This is a genomic window from Methylocystis sp. NC52PC (genome assembly GCF_055698645.1).
This window is the reverse complement of the sequence record NZ_CP170127.1, coordinates 2,507,822-2,523,299: the sequence shown is the minus strand read 5'-3', so window position 1 is coordinate 2,523,299 and position 15,478 is coordinate 2,507,822. Positions and strand designations below refer to the sequence as shown.

Sequence of the window (15,478 nt, the reverse complement as noted above, 5' to 3'; positions counted from 1 at the left end):
ATGAGCGAGGCGCGGGCGGCTGAACATCGGGAGCTTGGCGGGCGAGCGCTGTCACTTGCGCCGTGGCTCGACCGGCTCGCCGCGGCGCTGCGGGACGCCTATGCCGAAGAGACGGAGCTCAGACGGCCGTTTCTGTGGCGCGCCGTCGCGGGCATCGCGGGCGTCGTCTTCTATTTCAGCGCTAATCGCGAGCCTTCGCTCGCTCTCTGCTTCGGCGCGCTCGCCGTCTTCACTCTTCTCGCCGTCGTCACGCGCCGCCGCCATGCGCGCGCCCATGCGCTCTTCCTTGCCCTTGCCTGCGTCGCCGCGGGGTTCGGTTCCGGCGCATGGCGCACGGCGCGCGTCGCCGCGCCAGTCGTGCCGCGAATCGGCGTGGGCGAACTGACGGGCTTCGTCGAGGAACTGGACCTGCGCCCGACGGGGGCGCGCTTCGTTCTGTCCGTCGCCAGCGCCGAAGGCCTGCCGGGCGACGTCGTCCCGGCGCGCGTGCGCCTCACCACGCGCGGAACGCCGCGCTTCGCCGCCGGCGACTTCGTGGGCCTCAAGGCGCGCCTGATGCCGCCCGCCCGCGCGGCGCTGCCCGGCGGGTATGATTTCGCCCGCGACGCCTATTTCGCGCGGTTAGGGGGAGTCGGCAGCGCGCTCGGCCGCGTCGAGACCCTGCCGCCTCCCGACCCCGCGCCAGCGTCGCTGCGCTTCTTCGCCGCGGTGGACCGTGTCCGCAACGACCTCGCGCTGCGCATTTATAAGATCATCGGCGACGACGCCGGCGCCATTGCGGCGGCGATGGTGACCGGCAAACGCGATTTCCTGTCCGAGCACGCCAAGGACCTGATCCGTCGAGCCGGAATTTTTCATATCGTCACAATTTCAGGCATGCAGATGACGCTCGTCGCCGGCATCTTCTTCGTCGGCTTTCGTCGCCTGCTCGCCGCGTCGCAGACGCTCGCGCTCAATTACCCCATTAAGAAGTGGGCGGCGGCGCTCGCCATGGTCGGAGCCGTTCTCTACGACATCGGCACGGGCTCGCGCGTCGGCACGGAGCGCGCGCTCGTCATGACGCTGATCATGCTCGCGGCCGTTCTCTTCGATCGTCCGTCGCTTTCGATGCGCAATCTCGCGCTCGCCGTCTTCTTTGTCGTCGCCTTCGAGCCCGAGGCGATCCTGGGCGCGAGCTTCCAGCTTTCCTTCGCCGCCGTCGCGGCGCTCATCGCCGTCTATGAATGGCGCGGCGCGGCACTGGCGCGAAGCCATGCCAAGCGTCCGATGATCTCCGCGCCGGGCCGCTTTTCGGAATGGCGGGAGGCCCTCCTCGATCGTCTGCTGCACGGGCCCGGCGCGCCGCTCGTCGCAACGCTTTGCGCGACGTCCGCCACCGCCTCCTTCATGGCCTATGATTTCCACGAACTCAGCCCCTATGTGCTGATCGGCAATCCGCTCACTCTGGCCATCATCGAATTTTTCGCCGTGCCCTGCGCGCTGCTCGGCGCGGCGCTGTACCCTTTCGGCCTCGACGGCCTCGTTTGGCGCTGGCTCGAGATGGGCATTCATCTCGTCACCTGGCTCGCCGGGCTCATCGCCAGCGCGCCGGGGGCCAGCCTGCAGGTGAAGGCTTTTGCGCCCTGGGCGATCGTCTTTCTCGCCCTCGCCGTCCTCTCCGCCGTGCTGTGGCGGACATGGGCGCTGCGCGCGAGCGCCATTCCCTTGGCCCTCATCGGGCTCATCGGCGCAAAGAGCGGCGCAGGCTTCGATCTGGCGGTGGCGGGGACGGGAGACGCCGCAGCGATCCGCCTGCCTTCGGGCGAACTGGCGCTGCTCGGCAAGAAACCCGGCGCCTTCGCCGCTGAACAATGGCTGCGCGCCGACGCCGACGGCCGCGCGGCCGCTGAGGCGAGAGGCGGGATCGCCTGCGACGATTACGGCTGCGTTGGCCGTCTCGTGGACGGGCGCTTCGTGGCGCTCGTTTCCGCGCGCGCGGCTTTCCTCGAAGATTGCGCTCGGGCGGCGATCGTCGTCACGCCGCTGCGGGCGCCGGAAGGTTGCGCCGCGCCGCTCATTATCGACCGGATCAGGCTCGCCGAAACAGGCGCGGTCTCGTTGCGCTTCCCGAAGGAAGGCGGCGCCCTGTGGACGACGGCGCGCGGCGTCGACGAGGATCGCCCGTGGTCTCCTCGCCCGCAGCAAACGGTCAAACTCGCCGCCGCGCCCGAGGATGAGGAGAGCGACGAGGCGGAGCTAGCGGAATCGATGGAGTGAAGCGACTCGCGGCTATGGCGCGGTTTTCGATCTCCTCGCCGCTTGCGATGCGTAGTTATGTGCGAGCCGGGAAAGCCTCGGCCCATGGCAAGCTCCCGCGCACGCGATGCCGCTCCGGTCAATATTTTCGCAGCAGGCTCACGAGCTTCCCCTGGATTCGCACCTTGTCGGGTCCAAAGATCCGGGTCTCATAGGCGGGGTTGGCCGCCTCCAGCGCGATGGAGGCGCCGCGTTTGCGCAGGCGCTTCAGCGTCGCTTCTTCATCCTCGATCAGCGCCACGACAATGTCGCCGGTGTCGGCGTGGTCCTGCTTCTTGATGATGACCGTGTCGCCGTCGAGAATGCCGGCCTCGATCATCGAGTCGCCGCGCACTTCGAGCGCGAAATGTTCCCCATTGGACAGCATGTCAGGCGGAAGGCTGATCGTATGGCTGCGGCTCTGGATCGCTGAAATCGGCGTGCCCGCGGCAATGCGGCCCATGACCGGGATGGCGACCGGCTGATTCCCCTCCTCCTCACGCTCGGCAAGGGGGCGCACGCGGCCGAGATTGCCTTGAATCACCGATGGGGCGAATTTGCCTCCGCGGGCGCCGCCCCCGCTCCGCGGCGTCGCGGACTCCGGCAGGCGCAGCACTTCGAGCGCGCGGGCGCGGTTGGGCAGGCGGCGGATGAAGCCGCGCTCCTCGAGCGCCAGAATGAGCCGATGGATGCCGGATTTGGACCGGAGGTCGAGCGCGTCCTTCATCTCGTCGAAAGACGGCGGGACGCCCGTTTCTTTCAACCGCTCGTGAATGAAACGGAGCAGATCACTCTGCTTTCTCGTCAGCATGAAACGCCCCTGTCCGCGGAAGAACCGCCCGCGCGTCGACCGATCAAGGTCCCGACCCCGCGCTACAAACAAATCATGAACACCTTAGACGTTCTCTTTGCGTTCCGCAAGCACAAATGGGGGAGGAGCGCGCGAAGACCCCGCCGCTGTTGGAGCGGATTTTGCTAAATTCCGAGCGCGTAAATCGCGTCGGCGCGGTCCTTTCCAGCATGGCGGGGAGGCCTCGGCGGGCGAAGGGGCGCGGAGCCGTCGACCTTTCCTTGAACGCGCCGCCGGCAAAGCCTATGTTGGACGAGCGACGGTCCTAAATCGGGTGGCAGGCGCTTCAAGTCTGTGGAGGGGTGCTCGTCCTCCCCGTCGCACGCCCCGCTCCTTCGCGCCCTCGTCCTGGCGTCGCCTGGCGCCGTGCCCGGACAGCTGTCACGGGCGGACTTCTGTCACGGCAGGGCGCCGGGGCCGCCCCTCTATTTCTTCAGCTTCAGCGCGCGTTTGATGGACGACGTCGGTCCGTCCTCGGCCGTCGCCGCGAGCGCCGACATCTCGCGGCGCGTGTCCGCCGAAAGCGCCCGCGCGACGCTCGTCGCCTCCGCCGGGCGGGTCGGCGCCGCGGCCTTGGCGGCCGCCATGGTCACGACAGGCGACTTCGACGCGATCTGAGCGCCTTTGCCGCGCCCCGTCTTGTCGTCGAGCGCAATCTCTTCCGGCGGCGCGACTGCCTCCGGGCGGCTCGTTTCGGCGACCTTGGAGAGGAAGCTCGGATGCATGCCGCCATCCTGATAGACGACGCGCACCGGCTTTACGCTTTGCGACAGCTCGGCAATTTTCTCTTCGTCCTTGGCGGACTTGGCCGAGACGCTCGCCACGATCTCGGGGTCCTGCTTCAAGGGCGGACAGGCCGCGAGCGGGTCCATGCGGCCGTCCGCCGCGGCGTTGAAGACATAGCGGCGGCCGCAGAAGGCGACCTCCGGCTCCATCTTCGTCACCTCGAAGTGATCGCTGCCTTCCTTGAGGTTCCTCCAAAAGCCGATATTCGAATCGAGGCGGTGCTTGGCCAGATTTTCGGCCGTCATGCGGAAGGGAAGGGACTGCATCTGAATGGACTGCTGGCCGCCCTCGAAGGACGCGCGGGCGATGGCGTAGATCTCGGCGATTTGCGCATCGGTCATGGAGAAGCAGCCGGCCGAGGAGCAGGCGCCATGCACCATGATCGTGCCGCCCGTATGGCCGAGCGCCTTGTCGAGCTGGTTGGGGTAGCCGACGTTGAAGGACAGGTAATAGGAGGAGTTCGGATTCATCTGCGCCGGGGTGATGGAATAGAAGCCCTCCGGCACCTGGCGATCGCCCTCCCGCGTCTTCGGCCCCAGCTGGCCCGACCAGCGGCACATGGGGAAGGTTTTGAGGTGGACGTATTTGCCATCCGACCCCATTTTCCAGATCTCGAGCTCCGCCTCTTTTTTATAGGCGCGAATCAGCATCGGCGCGTCCTTGCTGGTGCCGAGCTTCTCCATTAAGGCGAGCGTCTCGCGCGGAACCGGCGCAAGCGAGCGATGCGACAGGCCGCTGTCGTTGCAGGCGGCGAGGGACAGCGCGGCGAAAGCGACGGCCGCGGCCGGCTTCAAGACCCGAAATGTCATGCGCTCAAGCTCCCCTCTCGCGTCCCGGCCCGCCGGTCACGCCGAGCCGATGTCTATCCGATCCAGCGTAAGCCAATCCTTACCAAGGGCTCGGGACGTAGAAACACAGTGTGCTGCTTAGTCCCGACATTGGGCGATATGGTGTCCGTGGCGCCAGCGCGGGGGTCTGAAACCGCGCATTTTAGCGAACGCGGTTAACGCTTCTCGTCAAGCTTACGGCCCATATTGAGAAATTTTTCGGCGCGGGCGTTGCGCAGTTGCTCGCGGGAGAGGTTCGTCAGCCTGGAAAGCTCCGACCAGACCGCGTCGCCCACGGCTGAGATCGCGGCGGGCGGATCGCGATGGGCGCCGCCGGCCGGCTCTGTGACGATCAGATCGATGATGCCAAACTTCAGCAGATCCTGGGCCGTGATCTTCATGCTCGTCGCCGCGTCCTGGGCCTTGGCCGAATCGCGCCACAGGATCGAGGCCGACGCCTCGGGGGAGGCGACGGTGTAGACTGCATGCTCCAGCATCAGCACCTTGTTCGCCGCCGCGATGGCGATGGCGCCGCCCGAGCCGCCCTCCCCGACCACGACCGCGACATTGGGAACGCCGAGCTGGAGCGAGGCGTCCGTCGAGCGGGCGATCGCCTCGGCCTGCCCGCGCTCCTCCGCGTCAATGCCCGGAAAGGCGCCGGCCGTGTCCACGAGCGAAATCACCGGCAGGCCGAAACGATCGGCAAGCTCCATGAGGCGCACCGCCTTGCGATAGCCCTCGGGCCGCGCCATGCCGAAATTGTGATGCAGGCGGCTCGCCGTATCCGAGCCCTTTTCCTGACCAATGATGCAGACGGGCTCGCCCCGCAAGCGGCCGAACCCGCCCACGATGGCGGAGTCCTCGCCGAAAAACCGGTCGCCGGCGAGCGGCGTGAATTCGGAGACGAGCTGTTTGACGTAATCCGAGAAATGCGGCCGCTGCGGATGGCGTGCGACTTGGATCTTCTGCCAGGGCGTCAGGCCGGCGTAGAGATCGGCGAGCGCCTTGGCGGCTTTGGCCTCCAGCTTGGTCAATTCCTCGGCGATCGAGACGCCCTCGCCTTTCTCGGCCAGCGCGCGCAGCTCCTCCACCTTGGTTTCGAGTTCGGCGACGGGCTTTTCGAAATCGAGATAGGAGCGCATGGACGAGGGGTGTTCCTTCAAGCGTTCGAGGCCGCTTTTGTCGGCTCGGGCGGGCGCAAACTCGCCGCTCGGGGCGGCGAAGTCAAGGAAGGGGACTAATGCGGGAAAGCGCAATTTTGCTCGCCGGCCCGCGCCTTGTAGAAAAGGTCAAAGGAAAAGGAGCCGCCGCTTGAGCTCGACCCGACCGGCTGAAAGCCGCTTCATCGCCGCCGCCGATGGCCTGCGCCTGCATTATCTCGATTACCCCGCGCCCGACGCGACGCGTCTGCCGCTCGTCTGCCTTCCCGGCCTGGCGCGCACGGCGGACGATTTCTGGCGCGTGGCCGAGACGACCGCGGACCGGCGCGTGCTCGCCCTCGACTATCGCGGACGCGGGCGCTCGGCGTGGGATACGGACTGGCGCCATTACGACCTCGACGTCGAGCAGGCGGATATTTTCGCCGTTCTCGCCGACGCGGGCGTGACGGAGGCGGCGTTTCTCGGGACCTCGCGCGGCGGGCTGCATACGATGCGCATCGCCAAGGCGCGACCCGCGCTGGTGCGCGCGGCGATCCTCAACGACATTGGCCCCAAGGTCGAAAAGGAGGGGCTTTTGCGCATCAAGCGCTATGTCGGCAAGTTGCCGCCGCTCTCGCGCCTATCCGAGGCGGTCGCGCTGATGCGCATGACCGCAGCGCCGCAATTTGCCGGCGTGAGCGCCGAGGAATGGGAAACCTACGCGCGTCAGACCTTTGTCGAGACGGAAAGCGGCGTCGAGCTGCGCTACGACCCGGCGCTCAACCACACGCTCGACGTCGTCACGCCCGACGCGCAATTCGAAGAATTCTGGGAGCCCTTCGCCGTGCTCGCCCGCGTACCGATCCTCGCCCTGCGCGGCGAGACGAGCGACATTCTCTCCGTCGAGGTTTTCGACGAAATGGCCCGCCGCGCGCCGCTTCTCGAGCGCCACACCGTCCCCGGACAGGGCCATGCGCCGCTGCTCCTCGATCAGCCGACGCTCGACCGCATCAAGGTCTTCCTCAACGCCTGTCCCTGATCAGGGCGCATATCCCTGCGCCTGATTGAGCCGCGAGATGGCCGCGCCGACGGCGACGGCCGCCGCCGCCTGCGATCGCTGCGCGTCGAGCTGAAGCTGACGGATGCGGTAGAAATCGAGGCCGCCGATCTCGCCGAGCGCGAAGGCTTTGCGCGACAGCTCGAATTGCTCATTGGCGACGGCGAGCCTTTGGTTGGCGAGGCCCGCGGCGCGGCGCGCGGCGGCGAGATTGGCGCGCGCCGCCGCGATGTCGGCGAGCACGACGCGCTTGGCCTTCTCGTAATCGGCGGCGGCGCGGGTCATCTCCGCGATGGCCTCCGCCCGGCGCGGCTCCTGGCGGCCGTCCGTCGGCAAAGGAATGCGCACGCGCACGCCGACCGTCGTGGCGTCGGTCCGCTGGTCGGTGATCGGCTGCGAAAGATCGGTCGAATATTGCCGATTATGCTCCTGCCGGCCGAAGACGGCGACGTCGGGACTGTCGATCGGCGTCGCCTCGACGAGCTGGAGCTGCGCCTCGGCGCGGCGCAGCGCGGCGATCGGCGTGCGCAAGGCCGGATGGTCCTCTATCGGGCAGGCGGGCTTCAGGGTTTCGAGCGTTCCGTCGGGCGGCGCGCCGCCGGTGAGCGCCTCATAGTTCACGCGCGCCACCTTTACGGCGCCCTCCGCCTGCGCGAGCTCCGTTTCGGCGGCGAGCAATTCGTTTCTCGCCAGCAGCGCGTCGGCCTGGGCGGCGTCGCCGAGTTCGACGCGCCGCGTCATATCGGCGCCGATCTCGCGCGCCGTCGCCACGCGGTTACGCGCCACGCCCGCCTCGCGCGCCGCGCGCTGGGCGTTCCACCAGGCGTCGCGCAAGAGGCCCGCGACCTCGAGGCGCCTGAGCGCAATGCGCTCCTCGACCTCGATGGCGCCCGTGGCGACGGTCGTCTCCATGGCGTCGCGCTGGCCAGGCAACCACAACGGCAGGCCCGCCTCCACCTCCGTTTCATTGTAATTGCGTAAGTTGCCAGCGACCGCGTTGCGCTGCAGGCCGCCGACATAGGGCGAACCGGGCGTGATCGACCGCGTCGTGGCGAAGCGCGACGTCACCGCGCCGAATTGCGCCCCGAGCCCCTGGCTCTGCGCGTCGATCGCCACCGCCATGTCGAGATGGCGCACGAGCACATGGCCGAGCGGCGACTTGCCGCGCTTCTCTAACGGCTGATCGCCTTTCACCGTTACTTCGCCGCGCGCCTTCGGCCCGGCGAGCGCCGGCGCGGGGGGCGCGAACAAAGCGGCGGCCATGACGAGCACCAGCCGTCTCATGCGCGAACCATGCGGTTGGCGAGCCTGCCGCGCTTCGAGCGCAGACGCCAGCCGGTGGCCCGATCGTAGAGGATCGGCAGGAGCACGAGCGTCAGCACTGTCGCTGAAATCAGGCCCCCGATCACCACGATGGCGAGGGGCCGCTGGATTTCGGCGCCGGGGCCCGTGGCGAACAGGAAGGGAATGAGGCCGAAGGCCGCGATCGTCGCGGTGAGCATGACGGGACGCATGCGCCGCCGCGCGCCCTCGACGACCGCCTCGCGGGTCGTGCGGTTTCCTTCTGAAACAAGCTTGTTGATGTAGGAAATCAGAACCACGCCGTTCAGCACGGCGATGCCGATGAGCGCGATGAAGCCGACCGAGGCGGGCACCGAGAGAAACTCGCCGGAGAGCCAGAGGCCAAGAATGCCGCCGATCGCCGCGAAAGGGACGTTGCAGAACACGAGCGTCGCCTGCACCGCCGAGTTGAAGGTGAAATACAGCAGCAGGAAGATCAGCGCCAGCGCGATGGGGACGACGATGGCGAGGCGCGCGGAAGCGCGCTGCTGGTTCTCGAACTGGCCGCCCCATTGATAGCTGTAGCCTTTGGGCGTCTTCACGTGATGCGCCACGGCGGCTTTCGCCTCGTCGACGAAGCCGACGAGATCGCGTCCCTCGACATTGGCGAGAACGGTCGCGAAGCGGCGTCCGTCCTCGCGGATGACCTGGATGGGGCCGTTCTCGGCCTGCACCTCGGCAAGCTGCGACAGCTCGACGACCTTCCCGTCGTTGGAGACCATCGGCAGGCGCGCGAAATCCACGGACGAGCGGCGCGACGTCTCGGAACCGCGAATGACGAGCGGCGTGCGGATCGGCCCCTCGAGCACGATGCCGACCTGCTGGCCGTCGACCCAGACGCGCAACGCGTCCTGAATTTCGCCCGCGTTGAGGCCGAAGCGTCCGGCAGCCAGCCGGTCGACGCGCGCGGTGAGATAGCGCATGCCGTCGTTTTGCAGGCCGAAGACGTCGCGCGCGCCGGGGATCTTCTTCAGTTCTGTCGCCACTTCGCGCGTCAATCGGTTGAGCTCGTTGATGTCGTCGCCGAAAATCTTGACGACCACGTCGCCGCGCGCGCCGATGATCATCTCCTGCACGCGCATGTCGATCGGCTGCGAGAAGGCGTAGGAAATGCCCGGGATGGCGTCGAGCACCTGGCGGATCTCTTCGGTCAGCCATTCCATGTTATGGCCGCGCCATTCGTTTTGCGGCGCGAGCGTGAGAAAATTATCCGTTTCGTTGAGTCCAACCGGGTCGATTCCCAATTCATCGGCGCCGGCGCGGGCCATCATGCCCTTTACCTCCGGCACTTTCTCCATGATCTCGCGCTGAATGAGCTTGTCGGTCTCCGCCGCCACGGCGACGCTGATCGTCGGATGCTTGCGCACGGTGATCACGGGCGTGCCTTCGTTCATCACCGGCATGAAGGTCTGGCCGATTCTCGAATAGGCGAGCCCCGCCGCGATAAGCCCGCAGACGGCGAGGCCGCCGACGGCCAGCGGACGCGCCAGCGCCATTTCGAGCAGAGGCTCGTAGATCGCGGCGATCTTGCGCACGAGCCAGGGTTCGTCGGCGGCGCCCGGTCGCAGGAGGCTGGCGCTCAACGCCGGCACGACCGTCAGCGACAGGATGAGCGCGGAGCCGAGGGCGAAGGCGATGGTGAGCGCCACCGGGGCGAACAGCCGGCCCTCCAGACCTTCGAGCGACAGCAGCGGCAGGAAGACCGTGACAATGATCACCACGCCCGAGGTCAGCGGGGTCGCGACTTCGCTCGTCGCTTCGAGCGTCATGAAGATGCGGTCGGCGAGCGTCGCGTCGTGAGCATGCGCGAGCCGGTGCTCGACATTTTCCACGACCACCACCGCGCAGTCGACGAGGAGGCCGATCGCGATGGCGAGGCCGCCGAGCGACATGATATTGGCCGACAGGCCCCATAGCCGCATGATCCCGAAGGTTGCGAGCGCGGCGAGCGGCAGGATGACGGAGACGACGAGCGCGGCGCGCAGATTGCCGAGAAACAGCGCGAGCAGGATGACGACGAGGACGATCGCCTCGATCAGCACCTTCTGCACCGTCCAGACGGCTTTGCCGATCAGTTCGCTGCGATCGTAGAAAATCTCGATCTTCGCGCCCTTGGGCAGCAAAGGCTCGATCTCGGCGAGGCGCGCCTTCACGCCGTTGACGACCATGCTCGCGTCGGCGCCGCGCAGGCCGAGCACAAGCGCCCAGACCGCCTCGGACTCGCCGTTGCGGGTCACGACGCCATTGCGCGGCAACGCGCCGTTGCGCACTTCCGCCACGTCGCCGACGCGCACCACGCCGGTCTTGCGCGAATCGATGACGACGGAGCGAATATCCTCCAGCGAGCGCAGCCGGCCCTCGGCGCGCACCAGCAGCGCCTCCTCGCCGTCGCGGACGCGGCCGGCGCCGTCGTTGCGGTTGTTCTTGGAGAGGGCGGTTTCGAGCATGGCCACCGTGACGCCCCGCGCCGCCATGGCGGCGGGCGACGGCGCCACCTCGAAGGTGCGCACGAAGCCGCCGAGAACGTTGAGGTCGGCGACGCCGGGAAGGCCGCGTATGGCGGGGCGGATCGTCCAGTCGATGAGGCTGCGTTGCTCGGTTGGAGTCAGATCGCCGCCGACGAGCGTGAACATCAGCATCTCGCCGAGCGGCGTGACGATCGGCGCCAACCCGCCGGAGACGCCGTCCGGCAGCTGGTCCTGAACCTGCGACAGGCGCTCGTTGACCTGCGCGCGCGCCCAATAAATATCCGTCCCTTCCGCAAATTCGAAGGTGAGCAGCGCCACCGAGTAGCGGGTCGTCGACCGCATGCGAATGAGCGATGGAATGCCCTTGGCGGCGATCTCTATCGGCGCGGTCACCCGGCTTTCGAGCTCTTCCGGCGTCAGACCCGGCGCGCGCATGGCGACGAGCACCTGCGCCGGCGCGACATCGGGGAAGGCGTCGATCGGGAGCTTGAGATAGCTCACCGCGCCCCAGGCGGCGACGAACAGGGCGCCGAGGAAGGTGAGCAGCCGCTGACGAAGCGAGAAGTGGATCAGGCGCTCAAGCATGACGGAGGATCACTTGCTCTCGATCTCGGCGAGTTCGGCGAGAAGCGTCAGCAGGCCGCGCGTCGCCACCTTCTCGCCGGCCTTGAGCGCCCCCTGCACCGAGGCGTATTGCGGCGTCTCCGAGACCAGAGTCACCGGAACGGCGCGGAAGCCCTCGGGAACGCGCAGGAAAACCCAGTTGTAGTTGCGATGGCTGACGACTGCGTCGGCCGGCACGCGCCATTGCGAAGCGCCCCCGCCCCTGACCCGCAGAATCGCCTGAACCGCCTGGCCCGGCCGCAACGGGCTGCGTCCCGGCCGGAATTCCGCGACAGCCGTCACCGACTGGGTCGCCGAGTCGACCGTATGGCCGACGCGGATGAGCCGGCCCTCGAGCCCCGCCGAGGGCAAATGCACTTTTTCGACGCTGTCTAGCGCGACCGCGCGGCTGAGCGGCACCTGGAGATTGACCCAGATCGGGTCGAGCCGCGCGATGGTCACGAGCGGCGCCGAAGCCTGCACGCGCTCGCCGGTCGTGCCGTGCCGCTGGAGAATCGTCCCGCCGATCGGCGCGCGAACCAGCAGCGAGCTTGCGAGCTTGCGCTCCTTTCGCAGTCCCGAGATCTCGCCGTCCGTCATGCCGGCGAGGGCGAGGATCTGGGCGCGCTCGTCGAGGGCGGCGCGGGCCTGCGCCGCCTCGGCCCGGGTCACGATCAGCCGGCGCTCGGCGATGATCTTCTCCTTGAAGAGCTGCTCGTCGCGCCTGAGCTTCTCGGACGCGAGGTTGGCCTCCGACAGCGCGTGCAGAAAAGCCCGCTGCGATTCGACCAGGTCCGAGGATTTCAGCGTCGCGATGGGGTCGCCCTCCTTTACATCCTCGTCGGGCGCCACGAGCAAAGTCTCGACGAGCCCCGCCGCCGGGGCCGCCACGATGCGCAACTGCTGTGGCGGGACCGTGACGACGCCCGGCACGACGATCTCGCCGACGCCCGCCTCCGGCTCGACCGGCTGCGTCTCGATGCCGGCCGCGCGAACCTGCGCCTCCGTCAGCGGCGCAACGATCTCCGGCGGAACGGGCAGCGGATTGGGCGCGGGCGCGCCGGGCGCAGCGCCAAGGGCCCGCGCAGCGACGCTCGAGGCGAGGACAAGGCTGAGAAAAATCATTCGCCGCATGAGGGGAGGCATGTCTCCAGGGAGCGCGGGTGGCGGCAGTCCAGGGTGACAGCGCCCGCGAAGAGCCGCGACGACGCCCGTCGGCGTCCAGTCTCTTGATTTTGGCCGCCCCTGCGGGTGGGCTCAAGCCCCAACGGACAATTAATACGCCTTTCCAACGAAAAATCTCCCCGCCCCGCCTCGGCGAGAGCGCGGCCGGTCGCAAATCCCTCGCGCCTCCCTATATTTGCCCACAGCAACGATTCGTCCCCGAGGATTTCATGCGCCACCCCGCCAATGTCGCCGTCCGCCTCGTCGATTACCGCGCCCCCGATTTTCTCATCGACGCCGTCGCGCTCGATGTCTCGCTCGACCGGAGCGCGACGAGAGTGGTCTCGAAGCTTTCGATCCGCCGCAACCCGCGGGGCGTTCCCGGCGCGCCGCTCGCGCTCGACGGCGACGAGCTGACGCTGATCGGCGTCAGGCTCGATGGCCGCGCCCTTGGCCCGCAGGAGTATACGGCGACCCCCGACGCGCTGACGCTGACGGAGGTTCCCGACGCGGCCTTCACGCTGGAAATCGAAACGCGCGTCGATCCCGCCGCCAATACGCAGCTCTCGGGCCTTTACCGCTCGGGCTCGGCCTATTGCACCCAGTGCGAGGCGGAGGGGTTTCGCCGAATCACCTATTTCCTCGACCGGCCCGACGTGCTCAGCGTCTACACGACGCGGATCGAGGCGGAAAAAAGCGAGGCCCCGGTTCTGCTCGCCAATGGCAACCCCGGCGAATCGGGAGATCTTCCCGGCACGGGCCGCCACTACGCCATCTGGCATGATCCCTTCCCCAAGCCGTCCTATCTCTTTGCCCTCGTCGGCGGCGATCTGGGCGTGCTGCGCGGCAATTTCACGACCATGTCGGGGCGCGAGATCGCGCTCGCGATCTACGTCGAACACGGGAAGGAAGAACGCGCCGCCTACGCCATGGACGCGCTGAAACGCTCCATGCGCTGGGACGAGGAGAATTTCGGCCGCGAATATGATCTCGACGTGTTCAACATCGTCGCCGTCTCCGATTTCAACATGGGCGCGATGGAGAACAAGGGCCTCAACATCTTCAACGACAAATATGTGCTCGCCTCGCCGCAGACGGCGACGGACGCCGATTACGCGGGCGTCGAGGGGGTGATTGCGCATGAATATTTCCACAACTGGACCGGTAATCGCATCACCTGCCGCGACTGGTTCCAGCTGTGCCTCAAAGAGGGTCTGACGGTCTTTCGCGATCAGGAATTTTCGGCCGACATGCGCTCGCGCGCGGTGGAGCGCATCAGCGACGTGCGCGGCCTGCGACTGGCTCAATTCCCCGAGGACGCGGGTCCGCTCGCCCATCCCGTGCGCCCGGATATCTATCACGAAATCAACAACTTCTACACGCCGACCGTCTATGAGAAGGGCGCGGAGATCGTGCGCATGCTCCGCACGCTGATCGGCGACGAAGATTTCCGCCGCGGCATGGACCTCTATTTCGAGCGCTTCGACGGCGCGGCGGCGACGGTCGAGGATTTTCTCTCCTGTTTCGCCGATGCGACCGGGCGGGACCTCTCGCATTTCGCGCTCTGGTACAGTCAGGCGGGAACGCCGATCGTATCCATCGAAGGCGCCTATGACCCCGACGCCAAGAGTTTTGCGCTGACCCTGCGGCAGGCGACGAAACCGACGCCCGGCCAGCCCGAGAAGAAGCCCGTCGTCATCCCGGTCGCCCTCGCCCTCTTCGGCGAAAACGGCGAAAAGCTCGATCTCGCAAGCCCTGACGCGCGCGCCGACGAATTGGCGCGCGGCCTCTTCGAACTTTCCGAGAGCGCCCGCCGGATCGTGTTCGAGAACGTCCCCTCGCGCCCGGTGGTCTCGCTCCTGCGCGGCTTTTCCGCGCCGGTGCGCCTCGAGCCGGCGCCGGAAAGGGCCGACCTCGAGCGGCTGCTCGCTTGCGACGACGATCCCTTCAACCGCTGGCAGGCGGCGCAGAGCCTTGCGCTGCGCGCCATTTTTGCGCGCGTCGAAGCCGCGCGCGCGGACTCCCCCGCGCCGCAGGCGCAGGGCTACGTCGCGGCGTTGCGCACGCTGCTCGCCGGCGCCGACGCGGATCCGGCTTTCGCCGCGCAAGCGCTGTCGCTGCCTTCCGAAATCGATCTCGCCCGCGAATCCGGCAAGGACGTGGACCCCGACGCGCTGTTTTCCGCGCGCATGGGTTTGCGCGCCGAAATCGGCCGCGCCCTCCTTCCCGACGCCGAAGCCGCTTATGGGCGCTTTTTTGAAAGCGGGCCCTATCGGCCGGACGCCGAAGGGGCCGGACGCCGGGCGCTGAGGGGCGTCGCGCTCGACCTGATCGCCGCGGGCGATCCGCAAAAGGGCGGCGCGCTGGCGCAGCGTCAGTTCGCCGCGGCAGGCAATATGACAGACCGCCTGTCCGCATTGTCGACGCTCGCGCTGCTCGGCGGCGACGCGCGCGAGGACGCCTTCGACGCCTTCTTTCGCCAGTTCGCCGGCGACCACCTCGTCCTCGACAAATGGTTTGCGCTTCAGGCGACGATCCCCGAGCCCTCGACCACCGAGCGGGTCATCCGGCTCATGTCGCATCCCGACTTCGCCATGACCAACCCCAACCGCGTGCGCGCGCTCATTGGCGCCTTCGCCAACGGCAATCTCACGCGTTTCCATGCGCTCGACGCATCGGGCTACGACCTCTTGACCCGCGTCGTCCTCGAGCTCGACCCGAAGAACCCGCAGCTTGCGGCGCGGCTGTTGTCGTCGTTGCGGGCCTGGCGGACGCTGGAGCCGCGCCGGCGGGCGCTGATCGAGGCGCGGCTGCGGCATATTGCGGCGCAGGAGGGCCTCTCGGCGGACACGCGGGACATTGCGACGCGGGCGCTGGCCTGAGGCCCGCGCCGCATTTTTCAACCCCCGTTAACCGACAATTAAGGTCTGGACAATTCGCGCCTGAAAGATTCGAATGAAGGTGATTCG

General features: G+C 67.6%; 9 protein-coding genes. 3 read left to right on the top strand and 6 right to left on the bottom strand.

All coding sequences use genetic code 11. The features are described 5' to 3' along the window. Positions 1-2,256, top strand: a complete 2,256-nt coding sequence (locus ACETII_RS14155) for a ComEC/Rec2 family competence protein (RefSeq protein WP_472785931.1) — start codon at positions 1-3, stop codon at positions 2,254-2,256. 118 nt (positions 2,257-2,374) lie between these two features. Here the strand turns inward: ACETII_RS14155 and lexA are convergent, their stop codons facing one another. The 3 genes from lexA to ACETII_RS14140 all read right to left on the bottom strand — a co-directional run bounded on the left by lexA (position 2,375) and on the right by ACETII_RS14140 (position 5,879). Next, positions 2,375-3,085, bottom strand: a complete 711-nt coding sequence (gene lexA, locus ACETII_RS14150) for a transcriptional repressor LexA (RefSeq protein ID WP_363346851.1) — start codon at positions 3,083-3,085, stop codon at positions 2,375-2,377. Between the two features lie 464 nt (positions 3,086-3,549). Beyond that, positions 3,550-4,719 (bottom strand): L,D-transpeptidase family protein, encoded by a 1,170-nt coding sequence (locus ACETII_RS14145; protein WP_472785930.1) that lies wholly within the window; start codon positions 4,717-4,719, stop codon positions 3,550-3,552. Positions 4,720-4,913: 194 nt separating this feature from the next. Beyond that, positions 4,914-5,879 carry an acetyl-CoA carboxylase carboxyltransferase subunit alpha gene (locus ACETII_RS14140; RefSeq protein ID WP_363346847.1) on the bottom strand — a complete coding sequence of 322 codons (966 nt, stop codon included), beginning with the start codon at positions 5,877-5,879 and terminating at the stop codon, positions 4,914-4,916. Between the two features lie 169 nt (positions 5,880-6,048). On the opposite strand from ACETII_RS14140, the gene ACETII_RS14135 reads away from it, so the two are divergent. Further along, a complete protein-coding gene (locus tag ACETII_RS14135) occupies positions 6,049-6,915 on the top strand; it encodes an alpha/beta fold hydrolase (RefSeq protein ID WP_472785929.1) in 867 nt (288 codons plus the stop codon). Here ACETII_RS14135 and ACETII_RS14130 read toward each other — a convergent pair whose 3' ends face one another. The 3 genes from ACETII_RS14130 to ACETII_RS14120 are packed head-to-tail and all read right to left on the bottom strand — an operon-like array spanning position 6,916 to position 12,479. After that, entirely contained in the window at positions 6,916-8,217 is a 1,302-nt protein-coding gene (locus ACETII_RS14130; protein ID WP_363346843.1) for a TolC family protein, read from the bottom strand. After that, positions 8,214-11,327 carry an efflux RND transporter permease subunit gene (locus ACETII_RS14125; RefSeq protein ID WP_363346841.1) on the bottom strand — a complete coding sequence of 1,038 codons (3,114 nt, stop codon included), beginning with the start codon at positions 11,325-11,327 and terminating at the stop codon, positions 8,214-8,216. The genes ACETII_RS14130 and ACETII_RS14125 overlap by 4 nt, the downstream gene beginning before the upstream one ends. Positions 11,328-11,336: 9 nt before the next feature. Then, entirely contained in the window at positions 11,337-12,479 is a 1,143-nt protein-coding gene (locus ACETII_RS14120) for an efflux RND transporter periplasmic adaptor subunit (RefSeq protein WP_472785928.1), read from the bottom strand. A 260-nt stretch (positions 12,480-12,739) separates the two neighbouring features. Between ACETII_RS14120 and pepN the strand changes: the two genes are divergently transcribed. Continuing rightward, on the top strand, positions 12,740-15,391 hold the full coding sequence (pepN, locus tag ACETII_RS14115) for an aminopeptidase N (RefSeq protein WP_472785927.1): 2,652 nt from the start codon (positions 12,740-12,742) through the stop codon (positions 15,389-15,391). The last annotated feature ends 87 nt before the right edge of the window (positions 15,392-15,478 follow it).

Excerpts from the sequence above, each read along its gene's own strand:
- ACETII_RS14140 (WP_363346847.1), bottom strand. The coding sequence starts at position 5,879 with ATGCGCTCCTATCTCGATTTCGAAAAGCCCGTCGCCGAACTCGAAACC.
- pepN (WP_472785927.1), top strand. The coding sequence starts at position 12,740 with ATGCGCCACCCCGCCAATGTCGCCGTCCGCCTCGTCGATTACCGCGCC.
- lexA (WP_363346851.1), bottom strand. The coding sequence starts at position 3,085 with ATGCTGACGAGAAAGCAGAGTGATCTGCTCCGTTTCATTCACGAGCGG.
- ACETII_RS14125 (WP_363346841.1), bottom strand. The coding sequence starts at position 11,327 with ATGCTTGAGCGCCTGATCCACTTCTCGCTTCGTCAGCGGCTGCTCACC.
- ACETII_RS14145 (WP_472785930.1), bottom strand. The coding sequence starts at position 4,719 with ATGACATTTCGGGTCTTGAAGCCGGCCGCGGCCGTCGCTTTCGCCGCG.
- ACETII_RS14130 (WP_363346843.1), bottom strand. The coding sequence starts at position 8,217 with ATGAGACGGCTGGTGCTCGTCATGGCCGCCGCTTTGTTCGCGCCCCCC.
- ACETII_RS14155 (WP_472785931.1), top strand. The coding sequence starts at position 1 with ATGAGCGAGGCGCGGGCGGCTGAACATCGGGAGCTTGGCGGGCGAGCG.
- ACETII_RS14120 (WP_472785928.1), bottom strand. The coding sequence starts at position 12,479 with ATGCGGCGAATGATTTTTCTCAGCCTTGTCCTCGCCTCGAGCGTCGCT.